Here is a 22919-nt window from a genome sequence, read left to right as displayed (position 1 = left end):
TGCCCATGCCTGCCACCGTCACGCGCCACCGCATCGCCAACGCCGCAGTCGGGCGCCCGACTGCCCAGCCTATCCCCCGTCCTGTCGCCCGGCCCTTGGCCATCGTGATCTGCGCCGCATGTGAGTGCGAGGCCATCACGAAGCCCGGCACCATGCCCAAGCATTGGGCGACGGAAGAGATCGGCGGCCAGACCTATGCCTTCTGCCCCGACGACGCGGCGGATCTGCCCAAGGCCACCCGCCAGTGATGCGCCTCAACCGCCCCAACCGGCGCGAGGCCGCGTGGATCGCCCTTGGCCTGCTGGCCTTCAACGGCTTCCTTTATGCCTGCGACCGCACCGTGGCCGGTGCCGTGCAGTGCCATATGCTGGGCTGCACGCCCCATAGGTGGTTCTGATGGCCGGGCGCCGCATGTCTCCCGCCGAGGTGGCCAGACGCATCGATGCGCTGGACACCTTGCGCCTCTCCCGCCCGCTGACCGATGCGGAGAAGGCCGAGGCCGACAACCTCGCCAGTCGCCAGTATCAGCGCGTTTATCGGCAGGGTGGGGCCTTCGCGATCGGCGAGCGCCGCCGTACCGCCCAGCGCCACGCCCGGCAGGCGGTGGTGCGGCATGGATAAGCTGTTCACCCTAGCCCTGCTGGCCCTGATGGTGGCCTTTGTGGGCGCCTGCATCTTGCTCGGCACCAGCACCGCCGGAACGCAAACGCTGTATCAGGCCTGCCTGGCAGACCCGACCGTGGCCGCGATGGGGAGGCCCTGCCGTGCCCGGTAAGCACCGCCCCGCCCGCAAGGCGCCGCCAAAGCCGAAGCCCACCACGGCGGAACGCACCCGCGCGCTGCGCGAGGCTTTCGAGCTGGGGCTGCAGATGGGCTGCACGCCAGCGGAAGCCGCCGAGGAAATGGCCCGCCGCCGCGCCGCCGCCGCCAGCAAGGCCGCGCGCGATCGGCTGCGCGCCATCGAGAGCCGCCCGCTTCCCCGCCCCAACACCACCCCCCGGTCGCCCGCGCGCGACTGGTGGAACCTCTGACCTTCCAACCGAAAGGCAACCCGCAATGCCCCAAACTTTCGAGATCGACGTCACGCAAACCATCAAGGTTTCGCTCGACCCGGCGAAATTCACCGATGCCTTCATGGAGCAGTTCCGAGCGAGCTTCTTTCCGTTTTTCACTCTGGCCGATCACGCCCACCATATCGCTCAGATGCAGGCGCGGGGCGTTATCGACCTCACGTCCAGCCCCGAGTTTGTTGAGGGGTACGGCCCCAGCGCAGAGATGGGCATCGCGGTTCAAGTCGAATCCGCGATCACGGATCTGATCCGGGAGTACCCGGCATGACACAGGTATTCTACCATGTGGAGGGCGGCGAGCCCTTGGAGTTCTGCCGCGACATGAAGGTTCGGCGGAACGCTAAAATGTCGGAGTTTGCCGACTACAGCGAAGCCAAGGGTGGCATCGGCTACGTGGACAGCTGGGGCCGGTTCGGCGCCATCGTTTTCGAGGAGGGAGCGCCAGTCCCGACCGGGCTTAGAGCCGAAAAGCGGCTGACCAAGGATGGCAGGGTCTATTACCGGCCATCCAAGAAGACCGCATCCGGCAGGGCGTTACTTGCAGAGTTTGATGCTCTGGGCCGGCTCCCAATGAGCGACGAATTTGCCACGCACTTCGGTATCCCAACCAGTCTTTCTTACCGCCAGAGCGAGAAATGCTATGGCAATATGGCTTTGCACTCGGGCGGTTTCAGCACCGCGCAAGTGCTATGGGTCTATGACGATTTCTGGGTGATCCTGCCCGATATTGCCGCGATCATCGATGAGAAGTCAGCTGCTGGGTTCACCTGTGATCCCGCCTCATTCACCGTGCCCGCTGGCCTAACCCGGTCGACCGAAGCCCGATACGAATTGGCCATGGCTGCTGCCAAGGTCCGGGAAGAGGAAGCCGCTGATGGCTGACCAGACCGCCCCGCCCTTCTGGCTTGTCTGGTGCGAGAACGGCGGCCCGCCGACCGTCAAGCACCCGGACGAAGGCTCTGCGAACCGCGAGGCAGATCGCCTCGCCAAATGCTCCCCGGGCCGCCGCTTCTTCGTCTTGGCCACCATCAGCGCCGTCACCCACCACCACACTGTCGTCGAGCGCTTTGACCTCACCGATGACGGCATTCCGTTCTGAAAGTTCGCACCATGGCTAACCGCCCCAAGCTTTCGCTTTTCCGCAATTCTGCAAACCAGTTGCCCCAGGCGAGTCCTGCGGGTCGCAAGGCCACGGCCACCGTCACAGACGGGGCCGAGGCCCTCCGGGCGGCGGATATCCTCCCTGCGCAGACCCTGCGCTATCAGCAGGAAGATCCCGCCGCCCGGACTGTGAAATTCAAGGTTGCTGCCCCCAATGGGGGCGGCGCCACCGCCGAACGCCCGGCGACCCTCGAAGGGTTCAAGCGTCGCGCCAAGAAGCTGAGGAAGGCGGAAGGCATCACGCACAATGACGCGCTGGAACAGTTCGCCCGCACCTGCGGCTTCAAGAGCTACCAGACCGCCTTGGGCTTCTATCGCCAGATGGAGGTGGCCAATGGCTGACCCGAAGAAACTGGCCACGTCCTTCAAGGGCGAAGTGCAGACCCTGCGCCAGATCGGCCCGCATGAACTCGTTTGGGTGGGCACGCCCTGCCTCATCGGCCTGACCGTCGATGTGGACGAGCTGGTCAAGCGGATCGGTGAGAAGGCACTCAAATCCAAGGGAAAGCGCGCGACCGCCTTCCATGGCGCCCTTGTGATGCAGGTTAAGGAGATCGAGGCATGAAAGCCCTCACCATCTATCAGCCGTGGGCCAGCCTGATCATGGTCGGCGCCAAGCCCTATGAATTCCGGGGCTGGCGCCCGCCCGCCAGCATGATCGGCCAGCGCATCGTGATCCACGCCAGCGCGCGCAAGATCGACCGGGAGGAGGCCAGCGGACTTTACAACACTCTGATGGGGCGGGGCGATGGCGATGATGCCCGCCTGATCGCCGCAGAGACCTGCCTGCATGCCGAGGCAGCGCTGCCGATCTTGGGCCGGGCGTGGATGCCTTACCGCGAAAAGCTGCCCATGGCCGCCGGTCTGGGCACCGCAGTCATCGGCGAACCCAAGCTGGGCACGGCCATCGCCGAGGAATTCGGCGTACCGCGCGCCAACGACAGCGAGCGCGACCAGCACGCCAATTGGGGCTGGCCGATGCTCGACATCGATGTGTGGGCCGAGCCAATCCCGATGCGCGGCATGCAGGGCCTGTGGAACTGGCCCACGCCTGCCGAAGTGATTGGAGGTGCCCCATGAGTGCGCCATATACCATTCACGCCGAGCAAGAGCGCGCCGCCATAGGGCACCTAGCCAAACCAACCAATCGCGCCCCACATGAAGCGCGGGGCACGCGCCTTAGAAAGCGCCCAAGCCTCGTAAAGGCTTGTCGCCGCGAGGCGCCGCATATCGAGATGGTCAATGGCCTCGTCGCCCGTGATAGCGGAGAACCGCCATTGTTCATCAGCGGGTTCATGGATCACAACGTCAATGGCGTTGCCGAGCGACCATTCGCCCTCCTGTTGAATGCTTCGGATCACGCCCTGATCGTCGGCGGCCATTCTCCAGAAGCTAACGGCGGAATTGAAAGCGCGATTTGGCACCTTACAGTCCTCCTAAGGACTCGCAGCAATCCGCGCGCCCCCTCATCCCAGCGCCTCTTTCGCTCGAAGGTCAAAGTAATTCTCACGAATGCGGTGCGAGTTGTGGGTGCTTTGGGGCCGGGCGTTCAACGAGCAGGGGGTGAGGCTTGATGACCGCCATCATCATCGGCCCGGCGATTCTCTACCTCGGCGACGCATACACAATCCGGCCCACTCTGGGCTGGATGGACGCCGATGTCATGGACCCGCAATACCGGTTCAACAACTCGGGCGGCGGGGCCTATCGCGCAGCGCGCGGCGCCAGCGACCAGATCGTGGCAGAAGGGCTCGATCGCGGCTTCGACCATTCGATCATCGATCCGGCGCTCGCCGGCGCTGTGATCGTCTTCTGCCACAATGACCAGCTGGGCGATCTGATCCCCGATCTGGTCGAGGACGAGTCCGCGGATTTCGATGCGCTGCTGGTGGCCGACATGTTCGCGCGGCTGAAGCGCCGCTTCCACCGCGCGGCCCTGTGCGTCTGGATCAAACAGAACCCGGCGCCGCACCGGAACAAGCACTATCTCGCGGACATGGAGCCCTACATCCATGCATGGAACCCCGGCTATCACCCGGTGGGCGATCATCACGACATGCACCGCTGGCACACCGCCACATCGATGCCGTCGAAGACGTTCAGCCACCCCACGGTGAAGCCGCTGAGCCTGATGGCCAAGATCATGGCCAATGTGGCAGGCGAGACGGTGTGCGACCCCTTCATGGGCACAGGCAGCACCGGCGTGGCCGCGCTGCGCGCCGGCAAGCGCTTCTACGGCATCGAGAAGAACCCCCAGCATTTTGAAACCGCCGTGGCGCGCATCAGCGCAGCATGGGCGGAGATTGAACAGCGCTGCGCGTGACACCTGGCTGCATCCTCGATCTTGCCCGTATGCTTGCCATGGACATGGCGGCGGAGGATGCTGCTGCCGAATCGATTTCAGGACCGACCACGAATGCCCAAGGCCGCCATCTACGCTCGCTTCAGCAGCGAACTCTCCAACGAGAAATCGGCGGAGGATCAGGCGCGCGTCTGCCGCGAACTGGCTGAACGCCAAGGCTGGGAGGTGGTTGAGGTCTATTCGGACCTTGCCATCTCCGGCACCACCAACCGCCGCCCCGGCCTCAACGCCCTGCTTGCAGATGCCAAGCAGGGCCTTTTCGATGTGGTGGTTGCCGAGGCGCTGGACAGGATCGCGCGCGATCAGGCGGATATCGCGACCATCTATAAGACCCTCCATTTCGAGGGCATCAAGATCTACACCCTTTCCGAACAGGAAGTGAGCGAGCTGCACATCGGCCTGATGGGCACGATGAACGCCCTCTATGTGAAAGAGCTGAAGAACAAGATCCGGCGCGGCCAGAAGGGCGCGGTGTCGCGCGGGCGCGTGTCGGGCGGGAAATGCTATGGCTATGATCCGGCGCCGGTCCTGATGGCCGATGGTACCGTCGATCGCGGCCACCGGGTCATCAACCCGGAGCAGGCCGCCGTGGTCCAAAGGATTTTTGCCCAATATGCGGCCGGAATTGCCCCGCGCGAGATCGCTTATCGCCTGAATAAGGACGGCATTCCCTCCGCGACGGGCGGCGAATGGCGGGCCAATTCCATCGTCGGCAGCCGCCAGAGGCAGATCGGCATCCTGCACAACCCCATCTATGTCGGGCGTTTCGTCTATAACCGCGTCACGATGGTCCAAGATCCGGAGAGCCGGAAGCGAATCTCCCGCATCAATGCCGCTGATGAGCGGATTGAGCAGGAGATGCCCCACCTCCGCATCGTGGACGATGAACTGTGGGAGAAGGCGCAGGCCCACGTCGATGCCCGAGGTGCGGTGCATGTGGCCCATCGCCGGCGCGCAAAGCATATCTTTTCGGGGCTGGTGCGCTGCGGGGAATGCGGCGCCAGTTACACCGTGATCAACCGTGATCGCTGGGGCTGTTCACGCCACCGCGAGAAAGGCACCTGCGGAAATATCCGCCGCATCGCGACCAATGTGCTGGAAGACCGGGTGCTTTCCGGCCTGAAGCGCCAGTTGCTGGCGCCCGAAGCGATCAGCGCCATGGTCAAATCTTACCATGAGGAGCGCGCACGCCTGCATGCCGAGAAGCTAGGCAAGCGTGAGAATGTGGAGCGCGACCTTGCCCAGGCGCGTGCCGCCGTGGGCCGCCTCGTCTCCGCCATCGCCCAGGGTGGCGGCGAGTTTGCCGAGATCCGTGAAGCGCTGGCCAAGGCCAAGGCCGACGCGAGCCGTTGCGAAGCGGAGCTGGCCGAATTCGACGCCGTGCCAGTGATCGCGCTGCATCCGCAACTGATCGCCACCTATAAGGCGCGCGTGGCCGAGCTGGGCCGCCACCTGATGGAGGGCGAGGAAGCGCGCCTGAAAGCCCTGCCGTGGATCAGAAGCTTGATCGACATGATCGAGGTGCAGGACAGCGATACAGCGCCGGATAATGCCACCGTGACGGTGACAGGCTCGCTCGATGCTGTGATTGGGATGGCTACCGGTCGCGCTCCGCGCAATGACCGCACTGTATTAGTGGTAGCGGAGGAGGGACTCGAACCCCCGACACGCGGATTATGATTCCGCTGCTCTAACCGACTGAGCTACTCCGCCACACGTTGCCGCATGGGCTTTTCTGCCGCCTTTCGGATCGTCCGCCCGGGGCAGGCGCGGTCCTTAGGCGGGGGTTGCGCGGCGGTCAACAAGGAAAAACAGGGTCCGCGCATTTTCTTGGCGCGATTTCCACAGGCGCATCATTCCATGCCGCACGCAGCAGCCCTGTGAAGCCTTTTCTCCATGAAATTCGCGAAGAATCGCGCTTGGCCTATCCTGTCAGCGCGCAAGCGGCGCTCAGATCTCGCCCTTGGCGCGGCGGATGGCGAACCACTTCTTCACATTCTCATTGTGCTGCTCAAGCGTGTCGGCGAAGGCATGGCCGCCCGTGCCATCCGCCACCATATAGAGCGCCTGGGTCTTGGCCGGATGCAGCACCGCCTCGATGCTGGCGCGGCCCGGATTGGTGATGGGGCCCTTGGGCAGGCCCTTCATCGAATAGGTGTTGTAATCGTTCTGCGCCACGATCTCGCTGTGGAGGATGCGGCGGCCCAGCGGCTTGCCCCGGGTGATGGGATAGATGATCGTCGGGTCGGCCTGCAGCGGCATATCCTGCCTCAGGCGGTTTTCGTAGAGGCCCGCCACCATCGCGCGTTCCGCAGGCTTGCCGGTCTCCTTTTCCACGATGGAGGCCAGCGTCAGCGCTTCCTTGGGCGTCTTCACCGGGATCGAGCGGTCCCGCTTGTCCCAGGCCTCGGCCAGCAGCTTGGTCATGCCCGCCTGCATGCGGGTGACGACCTGCACGCGCGTCTCGCCCGCTTTCACATCATAGGTGTCGGGCAGGATCGAGCCCTCATCGGGCACGGTCACCGGACCGGTCAGCGCGCTTTGCGCCATCAGCCGCTCCTGCACCATGATGCTGGGCAGCCCCTCGGGCACGGTGACGAAGCGGCGCAGCGCCTCCTTGCCGGTCAGGATGGCGAAAATCTTCGATTCGCTGGCGCCCTTGGGCAACAGGAACTCGCCCGCCTTGATATGAGCCTCGCTGCTGCCCATCAGGCGCACATGGAAGCGGAAGGCGCGCGCGGAATAGACCGCGCCCGAAGCCTGCAGCTTCACCGCCACATCGGAGAGCTTGGCGCCATCGGGCACGATGAAGGTCTTTTCGGCAGGCAGCGGCCCGGCGCCGTAATAGCCGTGCAGCAGAGCGCCACCAGGCACCACCACCGCCAGAGCGGCCACACCGGCCAGAATCAGAGAGGTCTTCTTCTTCATGCCGCCCAATTTCGCCGCAAGATAGCCACAGGGCCGGATATGTGTCGGCGGAGCCGGGGTTCAAGCCCCCAGCTCCGACTTCGCCCCCAACTTCGTCTTAGTCTTCAATCGCCTTGACGATCACGCTGGCATTGGTGCCACCGAAACCGAAGCTGTTGTTGAGCGCCGCGCGCACCACCCGCTTCTTGGCGACATGCGGCACCAGATCGACGCCATCCGTACCCTCATCCGGCGTGTCCAGATTGAGCGTGGGGGGCACGATCTGATCGCGCAGGGCCAGAATGCAGAAGATGGTCTCCACCGCGCCAGCGCCGCCCAGCAGATGGCCGATGGCGCTCTTGGTGGAGGACATCGAGACACGGCCGATGTCATCGCCGAACAGGCGGCGCACCGCGCCCAGCTCGATGGTGTCGGCCATGGTCGAGGTGCCATGGGCGTTGATGTAGTCGATGTCGGCGGTGGTCATGCCCGCCTTCTTGAGCGCCATCTCCATCGAGCGGTAGGCGCCGAAGCCCTCGGGATGCGGGGCCGTCACATGGAAGGCATCGCCCGAGAGGCCATAGCCCACCACCTCGGCATAGATCTTGGCGCCGCGCGCCTTGGCATGCTCATACTCTTCCAGCACGACCACGCCCGCGCCCTCGCCCATGACGAAGCCGTCGCGGTCCTTGTCATAGGGGCGGCTGGCCTTTTCGGGCTCGTCGTTGAAGGCGGTGCAGAGCGCGCGCGCCTGGGCGAAGCCGGCGATGCCGATGGGGCAGATGGTGCTTTCCGCGCCGCCCGCCAGCATGATGTCGGCATCGTCATCCTTGATCATGCGCGCGGCGTCGCCAATCGAATGGGCGCCGGTCGAGCAGGCGGTGACGACCGCGTGGTTGGGGCCCATCAGGCCATATTTGATCGAGACCTGGCCCGAGATCAGATTGATCAGGCGGCCATGGACGAAATGCGGCGACACGCGGGCCGGGCCCTTCTCGGCCAGCACCAGCGATTCGCTCTCGATGCCCGGCAGGCCGCCGATGCCGCTGCCGATGGAGCAGCCGGCGCGCAGCTTCATCGCTTCGGGCATGTCGGTCAGGCCGGCGTCTTCAAGCGCCTGGCCCGCGGCATCGATGCCGTAAACGATAAAGGGGTCAACCTGGCGCTGCACCTTGTGGTCCACGCGCTTGTTGGGATCGAAGCCATATTCATGGTCTGCGGGCTTCACCTCGCAGGCGATATGGCACTTCTGCCCCGTGGTGTCGAAGCGCGTGATGCGCCCCGCGCCCGACTTGCTCGCCAGCAGATTCGCCCAGGCGGTTTCCACGTCAGCCCCCAGCGGGGTGACCAGACCAAGTCCGGTGACAACGACACGACGCGTCATGCTTGCTTCTTCCTTCCTGCATCCCCGGCGAAAACAAGGCCGGGTTAAGACAGCAACAGGCCCAGCCCTCGCGGACCGAGCCTGCCATGCCCTCCGACCGATCCTTCAGAGCCGGTTCATCCGTCCTCTGTCAGACCGTGCAGGAACTGGTACCTAAAACCAGCGCGCCTGCCGCCGAGGGTATTGGCGAGCCCTTATGCTCGCCCTCGGGCCGGGGCATGGCCGGGCGTTTTGACGCGCCCTGAAGCCATGTCCGCCTGCCCCGGGGCACCGGCCCGCGCCCGCTATGGGCGAGGCCGGGAACCCGAAAGGCCGATCAGCCCTTGTGCTCGTCGATGTACTTGATCGCATCCGAGACGGTGCTGATCTTCTCGGCGGCATCGTCCGGGATTTCAACGCCGAACTCTTCCTCGAAGGCCATCACCAGCTCGACGATGTCAAGGCTGTCTGCGCCCAGATCGTCGATGAAGCTTGCGTCCTCGGTGACCTTCTCGGCCTCGACGCCCAGATGCTCGACAACGATCTTCTTCACGCGGTCAGCGGTGTCGCTCATGGTATTCCCCTTAAGAAGCGGCAAAACAAAAACTCTATCGGCCCACGCCACTAATGGCTGGCAAGGGCACTGGCAAGAGGCATAGCGAAAGCGGCGGCACCGGCGACCCGGCCTTATGCGACGCAATCGCGCTTTACAGCGGCGAAACGTGATTCGCAGGGATATTTGTGTGACCGATTGTCGCAGCACACCCCGCCGAATCGCAGCCGTTCCGGGCCGTATGGGGCGCTCTTCCCGCCCCTGAAAGCCGGATGCGGCGGGCCGAAACCTGTCGCATCCGTATTCGTTTTGCGGAAAATGTGCGGAAGAGCACATTTTCTGCCCGGCACCGGCCCTCTCCCCCGCCCGGCCACCCACAGGATACTACCGATGGGTGGCCGGGCGGGGGAGAGGGCCGGTGCCGCGAAATCCGGCTTTCGCCGGATTTCCAAACAGACGTTTAACCCTTGGAAGGCTCGATCACGCGGATGTGAAGCTCGCGCAGCTGCTTGAGGCTGGCGGGCGCGGGCGCGTTCATCAGCAGATCCTCGGCACGCTGGTTCATCGGGAACAGCGTGACCTCGCGCAGGTTCTGCGCGCCGCAGATCAGCATGACGATGCGGTCCACACCGGCGGCCATGCCGCCATGCGGCGGCGCGCCATACTGGAACGCGCGGTACATGCCGCCGAAGCGATCCTCCACGTCCTGCTTGGACAGGCCCACCATCTCGAAGGCCTTGACCATCAGATCAGGGTGCTGGTTACGGATCGAGCCCGAGGCGATCTCGAAGCCGTTGCAGACCAGATCGTACTGGAAGGCCTTGATCGAGAGCGGATCGCGCCCGTCGGTCAGCGCCTCGATCCCGCCCTGCGGCATGGAGAAGGGGTTATGGGCGAAATCGATGCTGCCCGGCTCCTCGCCTTCCTCGAAGAAGGGGAAGTCGACGATCCAGCACAGGCGGAAGGCGCCCTTTTCGATCAGATCGAGCTGCTCGGCGCAGCGCGTGCGGGCAACGCCCGCCAGCTTGGCCGCCTGATCGGGCTTGCCAGCGGCAAAGAACAGGCCGTCGTCAGCGCCAAGACCCAGCTCGGCATAGAGCTTTTCCATGCCTTCTTGCCCATGATTCTTGGCGATGGGGCCGCCGAACTCGCCGCCCTTGCGGGTGACATAGCCAAGACCGGCATAGCCTTCGCTGCGCGCCCATTCGTTCATCTCATCGAAGAACTTGCGGCTCTTTTCAGCGGTGCCCGGCGCGGGAATCGCGCGGACCACGCCACCGGTGCCCACGATCTTCTCGAACAGGCCGAAGCCCGAGGTCGTGAAGTGGTGCGACACATCCGAGATGATCAGCGGGTTGCGCAGATCGGGCTTGTCGCTGCCATACTTCAGGATCGCGTCATCATAGGCGATGCGCGGGAACTGACCGATGGGGGTCATGGCCTTGCCGTCGGCGAACTTCTCGAAGATGCCGCCGATCACCGGCTCCATCGTCTCCCACACCTCTTCCTGCGTGACGAAGCTCATTTCCAGATCGAGCTGGTAGAACTCGCCGGGCAGACGGTCGGCGCGGGGGTCCTCGTCGCGGAAGCAGGGGGCGATCTGGAAATAGCGGTCGAAACCGGCCACCATCAGCAGCTGCTTGTACTGCTGGGGCGCCTGGGGCAGCGCGAAGAAGGTGCCGGGATGGATGCGGCTGGGCACCAGGAAGTCGCGCGCGCCCTCGGGGCTGCTGGCGGTGAGGATCGGCGTCGAATATTCGGTGAAGCCGGTGTCTTCCATGGCGCGGCGCATGGCGCTGATCACCTGGGTGCGCTTCACGATGTTGGCGTGCAGCGTCTCGCGGCGCAGATCGAGGAAGCGGTACTTGAGGCGGATTTCCTCAGGGTATTCCTGCTCACCGGCGACGGGCATCGGCAGCTCTTCCGCGCGGCTCAGCACCGTGGCGGCGCGGGCATAGACCTCGATGGCGCCGGTCGGCAGGTTGGGGTTGACGGTGCCCTCGCTGCGGGCCTTCACCGTGCCGTCGATGGTCACCACGCTTTCGACGCGCAGCGAATCGAGGATGGCGAGCGCCGGGCTGTCGCTGTCGGCCACGATCTGGGTGATGCCGTAATGGTCGCGCAGGTCGACAAAGAGCACGCCGCCATGGTCGCGCTTGCGGTGGACCCAGCCCGAAAGACGAATGTCCTGCCCCACGGCATCGAGGTTAAGGGCGCCACAGCTGTGCGAACGATAGGGATGCATCGAAGAAACTCTTTCCATAAGCCCCCTTTCCATGACGGAACCTTTGAGGCAGGGGAGTGCAACGCGCACCGACCGGCGCCGGACGCGTAGGGCGGCTAACAATGCAATGCCGCCTGTTTGTCAAGCCGAGAGGGGCATGTTCCCTCACCCATCCCCGCCGGAATGGCGCCTTTGTCAGGCGTTATGAAGGCTGCGGCCCGCATTCGGGCCGACGAAAGAACGAAAAGAAGACCTATGAAAATTCATCCGCTGATCACCACGACCGACGCGCTGGCCGATCTGTGCGACCGCCTGTCGCAGGCCGATTTCATCTGCGTCGACACCGAATTCATGCGCGAGAGCACCTATTGGCCGGAACTCTGTCTGATCCAGATCGCCGACAGCAAGGAAGCCGCCGCCATCGATCCCAAGGCGCCGGGCATCGATCTTTCGCCGCTGCTCGACCTGCTGGTGGACAATGAGGATGTCCTCAAGATTTTCCACGCGGGCGGGCAGGATGTGGAAATCATCTACAATCTGACCGGCAAGACCCCTCACCCGATTTTCGACACGCAGATCGCGATGATGGCCATCAGCCAGAGCGAGCAGATCGGCTATTCCAATCTGGTCGAGGCGTGGCTGGGCCTCACCATCGACAAGGGCGCGCGCTTCACCGACTGGAGCCGCCGTCCGCTGACCGAGCGCCAGATCGAATATGCCATCGGCGATGTCACCCATCTGGCCAAGATCTTCCCCAAGCTGCTGCAGCGCCTGATCAAGACCGGGCGCGGCGAATGGCTGGACGCCGAGATGGAAAAGCTGGCCGATCCATCCAATTACGCCAATGACGCGGGCAATGCCTGGCTCAAGATCAAGGCCGCCGGGCGCAACCCGGCCATGCTGGGCCGCCTGAAGGCCCTGGCCGCCTGGCGCGAGCATGAGGCGCAGGACAAGAACATCCCGCGCGGCCGCATCGCCCGTGACGAAACACTGGCCGATATCGCCAGCCATCCGCCCAAGGCGCAGGCGGACCTTGCCAAGGTGCGCGGCCTCTCGCCGGGCTGGAAGGACAATGAGATCGGCAAGCGCCTGATGCAGGCCATCGACAATTCCAAGCCGCTTTCCGAGGACGAACTCCCCCCGCGCACCCCGCGTGGCGCCCCGCTGGGCAAGGAAGGCGCGCTGGTGGCCGATCTGCTGAAACTGCTGCTGAAGATCCGCGCGCGTGAGATCGATGTCGCCGCCCGCCTGCTGGCCCGCTCCGACGATCTGGAGCTGCTGGCCGCTGGCGTCCGCAAGGATCTGCCGATTCTCGAGGGCTGGCGCGTGGGCGTGTTCGGCAAGGATGCGCTGGATCTGGTGGAGGGCAAGCTGGCCTTCGCCGTGGTCAATGGCCGCCTCAAGATGACGCATGTGGACGATGTGCCCGCCCCTGCCCCTGCTGCCCCCGAAACCGAGCAGTAAGGCGGATGCACGTCTATCAGCCCACCCTCAAGCAGCTGCAATATCTGGTGGCCCTGCATGAGCATGGCCATTTCGGCCGCGCCGCCGAAGCCTGTTTCGTCTCGCAATCGACGCTGTCGGCGGGGTTGCGCGACCTTGAAACGCTGCTGGGCGTGGTGCTGGTGGAGCGCACCAAGCGCAATGTCCGCTTCACGCCGCTGGGCAATTCGGTGGTGGAAAAATCGCACCGCATCCTGCGCGAGGCCGAGGAACTTTCCGACCTGATCCACTCCTCCAGCCAGCCTTTGTCTGGCGAGGTGCGGATGAGCGTGATCCCCACCATCGCCCCCTTCCTGCTGCCGCGCATGCTGCCCCGCCTGCGCCGCGAGCGCCCGAACCTGAAGCTCTTCCTGCGCGAGGAGCCCAGCGCCCAGGCGGTCGAATCGCTGCATCATGGCCGCGCCGATTGCGTGCTGCTGGCCCTGCCCTTCGCCACCGGCGAGGTGGAGAAGGAAACCATCGAACTCGACGCGCTCTTCGTGGCCTTCCCCAAGGACGATCCGCGCGATCCGCCGCAGGAAATCCTGCCCGGCATGATCGAGGAAAACCGCCTGCTGCTGCTGGAAGACGGGCACTGCCTGAAGGACCACGCGCTGGCCGCCTGCAACCGGCCCGAACTGCGCGCCTCGGCGACGATGATCGGCACCTCGCTGCACACGCTGGTGCAGATGGTGGACAATGGGCTGGGCCTGACCATGCTGCCCGAAATGGCGCTGGACGCGGGCATTCTCAACGGCACCAATGTGGTGGCGCGCCCCCTGAAATCGGAAGCCGCCAACCGCGAGATCGCGCTGGTCTGGCGCAAGAACAGCCCGCGCTCGGAGGAATTCCGCCTGCTGGCCGAGGAATTGCGCGCCGGATGAGCGAGAATCTGTCCCCCGATTCGCTGGACGACATCGCCGATCTGCGCGGCGTTCCCCATACGGCGATCGAGGATATGTACGGCATCTTCATCGGCTGCGTGCTGATCGCGCTGGGGCTCTATCTGCTGCGCATGGCAGGCCTCATCACCGGCGGCGTGGCGGGGATCGCGCTGATGATCTCCTATTTCGTGCCGCTCAGCGCCGGGCAGCTCTTCGCCATCATCAACCTGCCGATCTTTCTCGCTTTCTGGCGGATGCTGGGCACGGCCTATATTCTGCGCACCATCGTGGCCACCATCGCCATCATGGTGCTGGTGCAGGTGGTGGCTCAGCAGATGATGATCTCCGCCATTGCCCCGCCGATGGCCTCGCTGGTGGGCGGCACCGTGACCGGCATGGGCGTGCTGGCGGTCACCCGCCACGCCACGGGCGTGGGCGGCAGCGCGGTGATCGCGCGCTGGCTCAGCCGCCTGAAGGGCTGGAATTTCGGCGCGATCTGCATGGGGGTGGACGCGATGATCGTGGCCGCCGCCTTTGTGGTGCTGGGGGCTGATCGCGGCATCTGGTCGCTGGTGGCGGCGCTCTCGATGAATGCCGTGGTGCTGGTCTGGCACCGGCCAGACCGCTATCTGGCCGATAGTTAACGGCTGGTCGCTGGGCAGCGGCGGCCGATCTCGAAAGGCTGGAACCGGCTTTGCCTTCAAGGGTTAAGCAGCCGGGCGGCGGTATATCAAAAGCCAAGTTGAAAAATTTGGGCCGTCGCCAGATCAGTCTCTCGAATCAGGAGCCCCCCATATGAACCGCAAGACCATGGCCACCCTCGTCCTGACCGGCCTTGCCTTCGCTGTCTCCAGCGCCACCCCCGCGCTGGCTCAGCCCCACCGTCACCCGCCCCGCAAGGTGTGCAAGACCGTGCGCGACCATCATCACGTCAAGCGCGTCTGCCGCTGGGTGCGCTAAAAGGCTTGCGGGGCTGTCTTGAAGGGCGGCCCCGCCCTCAATCCATATGCTTGAGGCCGACGCGCAGATAATCCCAGCCGGTGATCAGCGTCAGCGCCGCCGCCACCCACAGCGTGACAAAGCCCACATTCGCTGGATCGATCCAGCCCCCGGTGAAAGGCACCGACCAGCCCGGCACCGCCGGAATCAGGATCAGACTGCCCAGAGCCACCATCTGGAAGGTCGTCTTCCACTTGGCCAGCTTGGAGACGGGCACCGAAACGCGCAGGCCGCCCAGAAACTCACGCAGGCCCGACACCGCGATCTCTCGCAGCAGAATCACCAGCGCGGCCACGATATGCAGCCCGCCGATCACGCCTTTGCCCGTCAGCACCAGAATGACCGCGGCCACCATGATCTTGTCGGCAATGGGGTCGAGAAACACGCCCAGCTTGGAGACGGTGCCCTTGGCCCGCGCCAGATAGCCGTCGAAATAGTCGGTGATGCCCATCAGGCAGTACATGCCATAGGCCAGCCCGTAGCCCAGACGCCATGCCGGCCACCACAGCAGCCAGACAAGCACCGGAACGGCAAAGATACGCGACAGGGTCAGGATATTGGGCAAGGTCAGCATCATCTGCGCCCATAGCGCGCAAAGAGCCGGGGAAAAAGATGCGGCTGCAAAAACTCCTGCAAGGCCCGCCCCGCGGCCCCTGACGAGAGGTTAAAGCCCGGCGCGATCCGCCCGTTCTACCGCTAAAATCGCATCCGCTCTTGCGGCACGGGCCGCATCCGCTAGGACTGCGCGGAAGCGAAATCCAGAGGGGCGCAAGCCAGTTACTCATGACCACATCCACGCATCTGGTGCGGCGCAGGCGATTCCTGCCGCTGTTTGTCACCCAGCTGCTCGGCGCCTTCAACGACAATCTGTTCAAGAACGCCCTTGTCTTCTTCGTCGTCTACAGCGTCTATGATTCGGATACGGCGGAGGCCAATTTCTCCGCGCTGTCGTCGTTTCTCTTCATCCTGCCCTTTTTCCTGTTCTCCGCGCTGGCCGGGCAGCTGGCCGATATGCGCGACAAGGCAAGGCTGATCCGCTTTATCAAAATGGCGGAGATCGGCATCATGTCGGTGGGGGCCGCCGGGCTGCTGCTGGCCTGGAAGGGCGTGGCGGTGCAGGGTCTGGCCGTGCCGCTGATGCTGGTGGCGCTGTTCGGCATGGGGGTGCATTCCACCTTCTTCGGCCCGATCAAATACGCCATCCTGCCCCAGCACCTGCATGAGAATGAGGTGCTGGCGGGCACGGGTCTGGTGGAAGCGGGCACCTATATCGCCATTCTGGCCGGCACGATTCTGGCGGGCTGGATCCCGGTGGAATGGGCGGCGGGCGGCGTGGTGGTGACGGCCCTGATCGGTTATGCCTCCAGCCTTTCGGTGCCCCCGGCCCCGCCGCTGGTGACGCCCGAGCCGCTGGATTTCCACATCTTCCGCTCCTCCGCCACATTGGTGCGCAACACCATGGAGGACCGGCGGGTGTTTCTGGCGATCATGGCGATCAGCTTCTTCTGGTCGATCGGCGCGATCCTCTTCATCGAGTTTCCGCCGCTCGCCAAGAATGTGCTGGGCGCCAGCAAGGAGGTCGCCAGCCTGTTCCTCGTGATCTTCTCGATCGGCGTGGCGATCGGCTCGGTGTCGATCAATGCGCTGCTCAAGGGTCGGGTTTCGGCGCGCTACAGCCCCTTCGCGGTGCTGGTGATGGCCTGTTTCGTGGTCGCTTTCGAGCAGACCTGCGTGATGTGGCCATCCTCCGACGGCACGCTGATGGATGTGCCGAACTTTCTGGTGCAGCCGCTGGCTCCGGTGCTGCTGGGCACGCTGGGCGGGATCGCCATTTCGGGCGGCATGTTCGTGGTGCCGCTCTATGCCTTCCTGACGACCTTCGTGCACAAGTCACAGGCCGCGCGCACCATTGCCGCCAACAACATCGTCAATTCCGGGGCCATGGTGGCAGGCGCCATTCTGGCCGCGGGGCTGAGCGCGCTGGGCGTGCTGGTGATCCAGCAATTGCTGCTGGCCGCCGCCCTGTGCCTGGTCTCGGCATGGCTGGCGCTGCGCCTGTGCCGGGCCGAGGGTTGCGCCTCGGCCTGAGGCGCGGAACTCACCAGATAAAGGTGCTGACCGCCAGAAAGCAGGAGCAATAGGCCAGCAGGAAATGCCGCACATCGCGCGCGGTGACATTGGCCATCGCGGCCTGGCTGCGGGCAGCCAGAGCCGCGCGCAGCGGATGCGTTCCAGCCTCCACCCCGCGATTGATGACCACGGCGGTGCCGCTGCGCACATGCGGCGGCAGGCTTTGCAGAAAAGGGTGGCGGGCGGCTTCATCGCCCAGAACAAGCGAACGTCTCATGCCCTCAATGTTAAGAATGTCTTAACTTTTGAGGAAGCGTCTCGCGGGCCAAACGCAGTCCCGCAGCGGGACAGGCGGCCAGGAGTCCCGTTATGGGACAGGCCGCCTATCGCCAAAACCGCCGAAAATCAGGCCTTTTCAGACAGGCCGATGATGTAATCCCATTCCTGCGGCGTAATCACGCTGACCGACAGGCGCGAGAGGCGGATCAACTCGATCTCGGCCAGCTCAGGATCGGCCTTGATCTGCTTGAGAGACACAGGGCGCTTCAGTTTCCGCACCGGCTTCACCTTCACGCAGGCCCATTTGCCGGTCTCGTCGGTGGGATCGGTCAGGCCGCTCTGGCTGATCTCGCAGATGCCCACGATCTCCAGCCCGATGTTCGAATGGTAGAAGAAGGCCAGATCGCCGGGCTTCATCGCCCGCAGATTGTTGGCCGCGCGATGGTTGCGCACCCCATCCCACGTCCCCTCGCCCTCACGCACCAGCCTGTCCCACGAATAGGCGTCGGGTTCGGACTTCATCAGCCAATGATTGATTTTGGTCATGCGCAAAGCTTCCATTTGGCTTAAGGACGGTGGCAGCAGGGCGCCCCACAGCGGCACGCGCCCCCATAAACAAGCGCTTTAGCGCCAAGCGACATACAGGACCACCCATGGATCTCACCACACTTCCCGTTCTCTCGCTCGCCGCCGCGCCCGCAGATTTCGCGCGCGACATCGGGCAGAGCTTCCGCCAGTTCGGCTTTGCCATGGTGAAGGATCACGGCGTCGATCACGATCTGGTCGCCCGCGCCTGGGCGCTGACCGAGCAGTTCTTCGCCCTGCCCGAGGAGGAGAAGCGCGCCTATTTCCTCGCCAATGGCGGCGCGCGCGGCTACACGCCTTTCAAGACCGAGATCGCCAAGGGCGCCACCCGCCACGATCTGAAGGAATTCTGGCACGTGGGCCGCGATCTGCCCGAGGGCAGCCCGCTCGCCGGCCCCTCCATGCCGCCCAACATCTGGCCCACTCAGCCCGAAGGCTTCGAGGCCACTTTCCGCGAACTCTACGCCGCGCTGGACCATGCCGGTGAGCGCATCCTTTCGGCCATCGCGGTGGATCTGGGGCTGGACAAGCATTTCTTCGACAAGCCCATCGAGGATGGCAACTCCGTGCTGCGCCTGCTGCACTACCCCCCCATCGCCGACGCCACCGAAGGCGCCATCCGCGCCGGCGCGCATGAGGACATCAACCTCATCACCCTGCTGCTCGGCGCCGAGGAAGCGGGCCTTGAACTGCTGACCAAGCAGGGCACCTGGATGGAGGTCGCCCCGCCGCCGGGCGCGCTGGTGGTCAACATCGGCGACATGCTGCAGCGCCTGACCAACCATGTGCTGCCTTCCACCACCCACCGCGTGCGCAACCCCACCGCGCAGCGCGCCGCTCATTCGCGCTATTCGATGCCCTTCTTCCTGCATCTGCGCTCCGACTACCGCTTCGAAACGCTGCCCGGCTGCATCACCGCCGAAAACCCCGACCGTTATCCGAATTCGATCACCGCAGACGACTATCTGCAGGAAAGGTTGCGCGAAATCGGCCTGAGGATGTAAGCCGAAACACCCCCCATCCTTGTCGGAAGCAGCCATGACGCAAATCCTCTTCACCGCCCCTACCCCTCTGGTCGAAAAGCGGCTGGAGGGTCGCTTCACGCTGCATCGCCTGTATCAGGCGGCTGACAAGGATGCCTTTCTGGCGCAGGTCGGCCCGGCAATCACCGGCATGGTCGCCACGCAAAGCGGCGGCCTGCTGGGCGAGGATCTGCTGCAGCATCTGCCCAATCTGCAGATCATCGCCAGCTTCGGCGTGGGCTACGATCATCTCGATATCCCCGCCATCGCCGAGCGCCGCCTGATCGCCACCAACACGCCCGACGTGCTGACGGAAGAAGTGGCCGACCTGACGCTGGGCCTGCTGCTCGCCACCATCCGCCAGATCCCCGCCGCCGAGCGCCACCTGCGCGAGGGGCATTGGCTGAAGGGCGGCTTCCCCTTCTCGCCCTCGCTGCGCGGGCGGCGCGTGGGCATTCTGGGTCTGGGCGATATCGGGCTGGCCGTGGCGCGGCGGCTGGAAGGCTTCGCCGTCGAGATCGACTACCACACCCGCCGCAAGCGCGATGTGCCCTACACCTGGCACGAAAGCCCGGTCTCTCTAGCCGCCGCCGTCGACGTGCTGGTGGTGCTGACCCCGGGCGGCGATGCCACGCGCCACCTCGTGGGCGCCGAGGTGCTGACCGAACTTGGCCCCGACGGCATCCTGATTAACGTGGCGCGCGGCAGCGTCGTGGATACCGAGGCCCTGATCGAAGCCCTGCAGAACGGCACGATCCTCTCGGCCGGGCTGGATGTGTTCGAGGATGAGCCCCGCGTGCCGCAAGCCCTGCTCGATCAGCCCGGTCTGGTGCTGCTGCCGCATATCGGCTCGGCCTCGGTCATCACCCGCGAGGCGATGGGGCAGCTGGTGGCGGACAATCTGGTGAGCTGGTTCGAAACCGGCAAGCCTTTGACGCCGGTTGTGGAGACGCGTCCCTTTTTGCGTTGAAGGGGTTCAAGAAGGAGAATGCGAGGGGGTTACCCCCTCGCGCTCCCATTCCGTCTTCCGACGAAAGGGCAGTGGCGCCCGATCCTTGCGCCCGGCCTCTCCACCTGAAGCGCAACGCGGACAGTAAAGGGAGCGCGAGGGTGATGACCCTCGCATTTTCCCCTTTCACCCTACCCCAAAACCCACCCAACCGCTGGCTGCAAAAACACATGCACCCCGGTCGAGGCGATCTCGGTGGTGACGAAGCCGTGCCGCCAATAGAGCCAGCCCCAGACCACGCCGGGCAGCACATAGCGCAGAGACCAATAGAGCAGCATGGCTCCACTGACCGGCCCCGGCTCGATCAGCGCCACATTCAGGGCGATGTTGACCATCTGCGCCAGCAGCGCCAGAGCCAGCACCATCGCTGGCGACAAGGGGCGGCTTGAACGCAGCAGGGCGATTAGCCCGCCAAACAGAAACAGCCGATAAATCACGCTCTCGTTGAAGGCCCGCGCCATATAGACCGCCAGCCGCCCCGGCAGAGGCGTATGGACAAAAGCCAGCGCGCCCGGCGGCACCATGGGGCGCATCAGCACGCCATCCAGCACCAGCACATAGGCCGCCATCCCCAGCGCCCAGGCCAGCCCCACGCGGAGATGCGCCGCAGATGTCAGTCCGCCCTTTTGCGCGAAAAAGCCACCTACCAATGCCAGCAAACCCATCAGCAGGATATGGAGCGTATCGCGCCCGAAGCTCAGCAGACGCAGGCCCTGATCGAAGGGCAGGAACGCCGCGATTCCCATCGCGATCAGGGCAATCAGCAGGATAGAGCGTCGCGGAAAAGAGGCAGCCATGGCTCATCTCTAACCGCAAAGCCTTGAAAAAGCGCTTACCCGCCGCGCAGAAGCTGCACGCCCCAGTCGCGCTCGAAAAGGTAGAGCAGCAGGCGGGCAGCTTCCCCGCGTTCGCCGACAAGGCCGCCGTCGCGCTCCATCAGCAGGCGGGCGTCATCATGGGCCATGGGCAGCAGGCGCTGGATCTGTTCGAGGCTGGCGGTGCGGAAGGGCGTATCGCCGGACTGGCGGGTGCCCAGCAGCTCGCCGCCACCGCGCAGGCGCAGATCTTCCTCGGCAAGACGGAAACCGTCCTGCGTTTCGCGCATCAGGGCCAGCCTTTCGCGGCCGACCTCGCTCAAAGCTTCGCCGCGCAGCAGCAGGCAGGTGGATTTCTCGCTACCACGCCCCACGCGGCCGCGCAGCTGGTGAAGCTGGGCGAGGCCGAAACGCTCGGCCTGCTCGATCACCATCAGCGTGGCGTTGGGCACGTCCACGCCCACCTCGATCACCGTGGTGGCAACCAGCAGCTTGGCCTCGCCGCGCGAGAAGCGCTCCATCGCGGCATCCTTCTCCTCGGGCTTCAACTGCCCGTGGACCAGCACCACATCATTGCCGAAATGCGCGGCCAGATCGGCATGGCGCGCCTCGGCGGCGGCAAGGTCGGCGGTTTCGCTTTCGCGCACCATCGGGCAGACCCAATAGGCCTGCTGCCCGGTCTCGAAGTGGCGGCTGAGCGCGGCGACCACATCGCCGATCCGCTCCTGCGCCACCACGCGCGTGTCGATGGCCTGACGGCCCGGCGGCAGTTCATCCAGCCGGCTCACATCCATCTCGCCATATTGCGCCAGGGTCAGCGTGCGCGGGATGGGCGTGGCGGTCATGGCCAGGCAATGCGGCGTGGCCTTGCCCTTTTGCGTCAGCATCAACCGCTGGCCGACGCCGAAGCGATGCTGCTCATCGATCACCGCCAGCGCGAGGTTCTTGTAGGCCACCGCATCCTGAAAGATGGCATGGGTGCCCACCACCATATCGATGCTGCCATCCATCAGGCCCATCAGAATGCCCTCGCGGGCCTTGCCCTTGTCGCGCCCGGTCAGCAGGGCGATGTTCACCCCGGTGGGCGCGGCCATGCGGCGCAAAGTCTCGAAATGCTGGCGGGCGAGGATTTCGGTCGGCGCCAGCAGCGCGGCCTGAGCCCCCGCCTCCACCGCGATCAGCATGGATTCCAGCGCCACAATCGTCTTGCCGCTGCCCACATCGCCCTGCAGCAGGCGCAGCATGGGGGCGCTCTGGGCCAGATCGCCCTCGATCTCCGCGATGGAGCGGCGTTGCGCGCCGGTCAGCGCGAAGGGCAACGCCAGCTTGGAACGCAGCCGTCCGTCGCCCTGCAAAGGCTGGCCCTTGCTGCGGCGGTTGCTGGCCCGCACCAGCATCAGCGCCAGAGAATTGGCCAGCAGTTCGTCATAGGCGAGGCGGTCGCGCGCCTTGGGGTCTTCTCCGCGATGGGCCGCCAGCACGGCGGGCTGCCAATCGGGCCAGCCTTGCTTGCTTTTCAGCGAAGGCTCGATCCATTCCGGCAGTTCCGGCACGGCCTTCAAGGCCTGCTGCACCAGCGCGCCCAGACGGCCCTGGGTCATGCCTTCGGACAAAGGGTAGATCGGCTCGATGGTCTTGCCCATCGCCGCCGTGCTGTCCTCGCCGACATGCTCGGGGTGGACGATCTGCAGGCTCTGCCCGAACTGGTCGAGCCGCCCGGCGATCCAGCGCGGCTCGTTCAGCGGCAACTGCTTGCGCGCCCAGCCCGCGTTGCGCCCAAAGTAAACCAGAGCACAGACATTGCCCGCCCTATCCTCGGCCATCACCCGGAAGGGCGCGCGCGGATTGCCGCCGCCGCGATAATCGACCGGCGTCAGCTCCACGATCACCTGCTCGCCCACCGCGCTTTCCTCCAGCGCCTGAAGCACGCGGCGGCTGACGAAACGGTCAGGCAGATGATAGACGAAATCACGAATCCGGTTGAGCCCCAGCTTGGCCAAAGGCCGCGCCAGCCCAGCCCCCACGCCTTTCAGCGCTTCGGCATTCACGAACAGGGGATTGAGCTCTTCGGGACGCATGCCGCCCTCATAAAGCGGCATATGGATTTTTCCAGCCGCGTTCCCGCTTTATTCCA

At 64.8% G+C, this 22919-nt stretch carries 31 protein-coding genes, 1 tRNA gene and 1 pseudogene; 20 read left to right on the top strand and 13 right to left on the bottom strand.

Annotated elements, in window-relative coordinates:
- The first annotated feature begins 5 nt into the window (after window positions 1-5).
- The 11 genes from SR3_RS22825 to SR3_RS22785 are packed head-to-tail and all read left to right on the top strand — an operon-like array spanning window position 6 to window position 3311.
- Window positions 6-248 (top strand): hypothetical protein, encoded by a 243-nt coding sequence (locus SR3_RS22825; RefSeq protein ID WP_068091046.1) that lies wholly within the window; start codon window positions 6-8, stop codon window positions 246-248.
- Window positions 248-397, top strand: coding sequence for a hypothetical protein (locus SR3_RS31550; protein WP_157099053.1), 150 nt, complete (start codon window positions 248-250; stop codon window positions 395-397). Before SR3_RS22825 ends, SR3_RS31550 begins: the two co-directional genes overlap by 1 nt.
- On the top strand, window positions 397-621 hold the full coding sequence (locus SR3_RS22820; RefSeq protein ID WP_068091044.1) for a hypothetical protein: 225 nt from the start codon (window positions 397-399) through the stop codon (window positions 619-621). Before SR3_RS31550 ends, SR3_RS22820 begins: the two co-directional genes overlap by 1 nt.
- Window positions 614-775 carry a hypothetical protein gene (locus SR3_RS31545; protein WP_157099052.1) on the top strand — a complete coding sequence of 54 codons (162 nt, stop codon included), beginning with the start codon at window positions 614-616 and terminating at the stop codon, window positions 773-775. The genes SR3_RS22820 and SR3_RS31545 overlap by 8 nt, the downstream gene beginning before the upstream one ends.
- The gene (locus tag SR3_RS22815; protein WP_068091042.1) at window positions 765-1031 is read left to right on the top strand and encodes a hypothetical protein; all 267 of its coding nucleotides are present in this window, start codon (window positions 765-767) and stop codon (window positions 1029-1031) included. Before SR3_RS31545 ends, SR3_RS22815 begins: the two co-directional genes overlap by 11 nt.
- Before the next feature lie 25 nt (window positions 1032-1056).
- Complete coding sequence (locus SR3_RS22810; RefSeq protein ID WP_068091040.1) at window positions 1057-1338, top strand: hypothetical protein; 282 nt, start codon at window positions 1057-1059, stop codon at window positions 1336-1338.
- Window positions 1335-1952 (top strand): hypothetical protein, encoded by a 618-nt coding sequence (locus SR3_RS22805; RefSeq protein WP_068091038.1) that lies wholly within the window; start codon window positions 1335-1337, stop codon window positions 1950-1952. Before SR3_RS22810 ends, SR3_RS22805 begins: the two co-directional genes overlap by 4 nt.
- Window positions 1945-2169, top strand: a complete 225-nt coding sequence (locus SR3_RS22800; RefSeq protein WP_068091037.1) for a hypothetical protein — start codon at window positions 1945-1947, stop codon at window positions 2167-2169. Before SR3_RS22805 ends, SR3_RS22800 begins: the two co-directional genes overlap by 8 nt.
- An 11-nt stretch (window positions 2170-2180) precedes the next feature.
- The gene (locus SR3_RS22795; RefSeq protein ID WP_068091035.1) at window positions 2181-2573 is read left to right on the top strand and encodes a hypothetical protein; all 393 of its coding nucleotides are present in this window, start codon (window positions 2181-2183) and stop codon (window positions 2571-2573) included.
- Window positions 2566-2796 (top strand): hypothetical protein, encoded by a 231-nt coding sequence (locus tag SR3_RS22790; RefSeq protein ID WP_068091033.1) that lies wholly within the window; start codon window positions 2566-2568, stop codon window positions 2794-2796. Before SR3_RS22795 ends, SR3_RS22790 begins: the two co-directional genes overlap by 8 nt.
- Complete coding sequence (locus tag SR3_RS22785) at window positions 2793-3311, top strand: ASCH domain-containing protein (protein ID WP_068091031.1); 519 nt, start codon at window positions 2793-2795, stop codon at window positions 3309-3311. The genes SR3_RS22790 and SR3_RS22785 overlap by 4 nt, the downstream gene beginning before the upstream one ends.
- Window positions 3312-3361: 50 nt before the next feature.
- Here SR3_RS22785 and SR3_RS22780 read toward each other — a convergent pair whose 3' ends face one another.
- Window positions 3362-3655: a hypothetical protein gene (locus SR3_RS22780; RefSeq protein ID WP_169805695.1), complete on the bottom strand. Its 294-nt coding sequence runs from the start codon at window positions 3653-3655 to the stop codon at window positions 3362-3364.
- Window positions 3656-3804: 149 nt separating this feature from the next.
- Here SR3_RS22780 and SR3_RS22775 point away from each other — a divergent pair, with 149 nt between their 5' ends.
- Window positions 3805-4554, top strand: a complete 750-nt coding sequence (locus SR3_RS22775; RefSeq protein WP_068091027.1) for a DNA methyltransferase — start codon at window positions 3805-3807, stop codon at window positions 4552-4554.
- 57 nt (window positions 4555-4611) lie between these two features.
- Window positions 4612-5655: pseudogene (locus tag SR3_RS32505) on the top strand (recombinase family protein); the annotation flags it as partial.
- On the opposite strand, the gene SR3_RS32500 reads toward SR3_RS32505, so the two are convergent.
- The 7 genes from SR3_RS32500 to aspS all read right to left on the bottom strand — a co-directional run bounded on the left by SR3_RS32500 (window position 5632) and on the right by aspS (window position 11661).
- Complete coding sequence (locus SR3_RS32500) at window positions 5632-5769, bottom strand: hypothetical protein (protein ID WP_245654060.1); 138 nt, start codon at window positions 5767-5769, stop codon at window positions 5632-5634. The pseudogene SR3_RS32505 and the gene SR3_RS32500 overlap by 24 nt on opposite strands.
- A gap of 30 nt (window positions 5770-5799) precedes the next feature.
- Window positions 5800-5994: a hypothetical protein gene (locus SR3_RS32495; protein ID WP_068091025.1), complete on the bottom strand. Its 195-nt coding sequence runs from the start codon at window positions 5992-5994 to the stop codon at window positions 5800-5802.
- A 235-nt stretch (window positions 5995-6229) separates the two neighbouring features.
- Window positions 6230-6306 (bottom strand) — tRNA-Met (locus SR3_RS22765).
- Between the two features lie 237 nt (window positions 6307-6543).
- Window positions 6544-7521 carry an endolytic transglycosylase MltG gene (gene mltG / locus SR3_RS22760; protein WP_068091023.1) on the bottom strand — a complete coding sequence of 326 codons (978 nt, stop codon included), beginning with the start codon at window positions 7519-7521 and terminating at the stop codon, window positions 6544-6546.
- Window positions 7522-7618: 97 nt separating this feature from the next.
- Window positions 7619-8884: a beta-ketoacyl-ACP synthase II gene (fabF, locus tag SR3_RS22755; RefSeq protein ID WP_068091021.1), complete on the bottom strand. Its 1266-nt coding sequence runs from the start codon at window positions 8882-8884 to the stop codon at window positions 7619-7621.
- A 316-nt stretch (window positions 8885-9200) separates the two neighbouring features.
- Window positions 9201-9437, bottom strand: a complete 237-nt coding sequence (locus SR3_RS22750) for an acyl carrier protein (protein ID WP_068091019.1) — start codon at window positions 9435-9437, stop codon at window positions 9201-9203.
- Window positions 9438-9876: 439 nt separating this feature from the next.
- Window positions 9877-11661, bottom strand: coding sequence for an aspartate--tRNA ligase (aspS, locus tag SR3_RS22745; RefSeq protein WP_068091018.1), 1785 nt, complete (start codon window positions 11659-11661; stop codon window positions 9877-9879).
- Between the two features lie 234 nt (window positions 11662-11895).
- On the opposite strand from aspS, the gene rnd reads away from it, so the two are divergent.
- The 4 genes from rnd to SR3_RS31540 all read left to right on the top strand — a co-directional run bounded on the left by rnd (window position 11896) and on the right by SR3_RS31540 (window position 14966).
- Window positions 11896-13104 (top strand): ribonuclease D, encoded by a 1209-nt coding sequence (gene rnd, locus SR3_RS22740; RefSeq protein WP_068091016.1) that lies wholly within the window; start codon window positions 11896-11898, stop codon window positions 13102-13104.
- A 5-nt stretch (window positions 13105-13109) separates the two neighbouring features.
- A complete protein-coding gene (locus SR3_RS22735; RefSeq protein WP_068091014.1) occupies window positions 13110-14006 on the top strand; it encodes a hydrogen peroxide-inducible genes activator in 897 nt (298 codons plus the stop codon).
- Window positions 14003-14650 (top strand): YitT family protein, encoded by a 648-nt coding sequence (locus tag SR3_RS22730; protein WP_068091012.1) that lies wholly within the window; start codon window positions 14003-14005, stop codon window positions 14648-14650. The genes SR3_RS22735 and SR3_RS22730 overlap by 4 nt, the downstream gene beginning before the upstream one ends.
- 151 nt (window positions 14651-14801) lie before the next feature.
- Complete coding sequence (locus SR3_RS31540; RefSeq protein WP_157099051.1) at window positions 14802-14966, top strand: hypothetical protein; 165 nt, start codon at window positions 14802-14804, stop codon at window positions 14964-14966.
- Window positions 14967-15003: 37 nt separating this feature from the next.
- On the opposite strand, the gene pgsA is transcribed toward SR3_RS31540, so the two are convergent.
- Entirely contained in the window at window positions 15004-15579 is a 576-nt protein-coding gene (gene pgsA, locus SR3_RS22725; RefSeq protein ID WP_068091067.1) for a CDP-diacylglycerol--glycerol-3-phosphate 3-phosphatidyltransferase, read from the bottom strand.
- Window positions 15580-15788: 209 nt separating this feature from the next.
- Between pgsA and SR3_RS22720 the strand changes: the two genes are divergently transcribed.
- Window positions 15789-17093: an MFS transporter gene (locus SR3_RS22720; protein WP_068091009.1), complete on the top strand. Its 1305-nt coding sequence runs from the start codon at window positions 15789-15791 to the stop codon at window positions 17091-17093.
- Window positions 17094-17103: 10 nt separating this feature from the next.
- Here SR3_RS22720 and SR3_RS22715 read toward each other — a convergent pair whose 3' ends face one another.
- Entirely contained in the window at window positions 17104-17352 is a 249-nt protein-coding gene (locus SR3_RS22715) for a hypothetical protein (RefSeq protein ID WP_068091007.1), read from the bottom strand.
- 128 nt (window positions 17353-17480) lie between these two features.
- Window positions 17481-17900: an EVE domain-containing protein gene (locus tag SR3_RS22710; RefSeq protein WP_068091005.1), complete on the bottom strand. Its 420-nt coding sequence runs from the start codon at window positions 17898-17900 to the stop codon at window positions 17481-17483.
- 107 nt (window positions 17901-18007) lie between these two features.
- Between SR3_RS22710 and SR3_RS22705 the strand changes: the two genes are divergently transcribed.
- Both SR3_RS22705 and SR3_RS22700 read left to right on the top strand, forming a co-directional pair.
- Window positions 18008-18943 (top strand): isopenicillin N synthase family dioxygenase, encoded by a 936-nt coding sequence (locus SR3_RS22705; protein WP_068091003.1) that lies wholly within the window; start codon window positions 18008-18010, stop codon window positions 18941-18943.
- A 34-nt stretch (window positions 18944-18977) separates the two neighbouring features.
- Complete coding sequence (locus SR3_RS22700) at window positions 18978-19931, top strand: 2-hydroxyacid dehydrogenase (protein WP_068091001.1); 954 nt, start codon at window positions 18978-18980, stop codon at window positions 19929-19931.
- Between the two features lie 170 nt (window positions 19932-20101).
- On the opposite strand, the gene SR3_RS22695 is transcribed toward SR3_RS22700, so the two are convergent.
- Window positions 20102-20767 (bottom strand): hypothetical protein, encoded by a 666-nt coding sequence (locus SR3_RS22695; RefSeq protein ID WP_068090999.1) that lies wholly within the window; start codon window positions 20765-20767, stop codon window positions 20102-20104.
- 35 nt (window positions 20768-20802) lie between these two features.
- Window positions 20803-22863 (bottom strand): ATP-dependent DNA helicase RecG, encoded by a 2061-nt coding sequence (gene recG / locus SR3_RS22690; protein ID WP_068091065.1) that lies wholly within the window; start codon window positions 22861-22863, stop codon window positions 20803-20805.
- Between the last annotated feature and the right edge of the window lie 56 nt (window positions 22864-22919).

This window comes from Novosphingobium rosa NBRC 15208, assembly GCF_001598555.1.
GTDB lineage: Bacteria > Pseudomonadota > Alphaproteobacteria > Sphingomonadales > Sphingomonadaceae > Novosphingobium > Novosphingobium rosa.
Note: the sequence above shows the minus strand (reverse complement) of the source record. Positions and strands in the feature narration are given on the sequence as shown.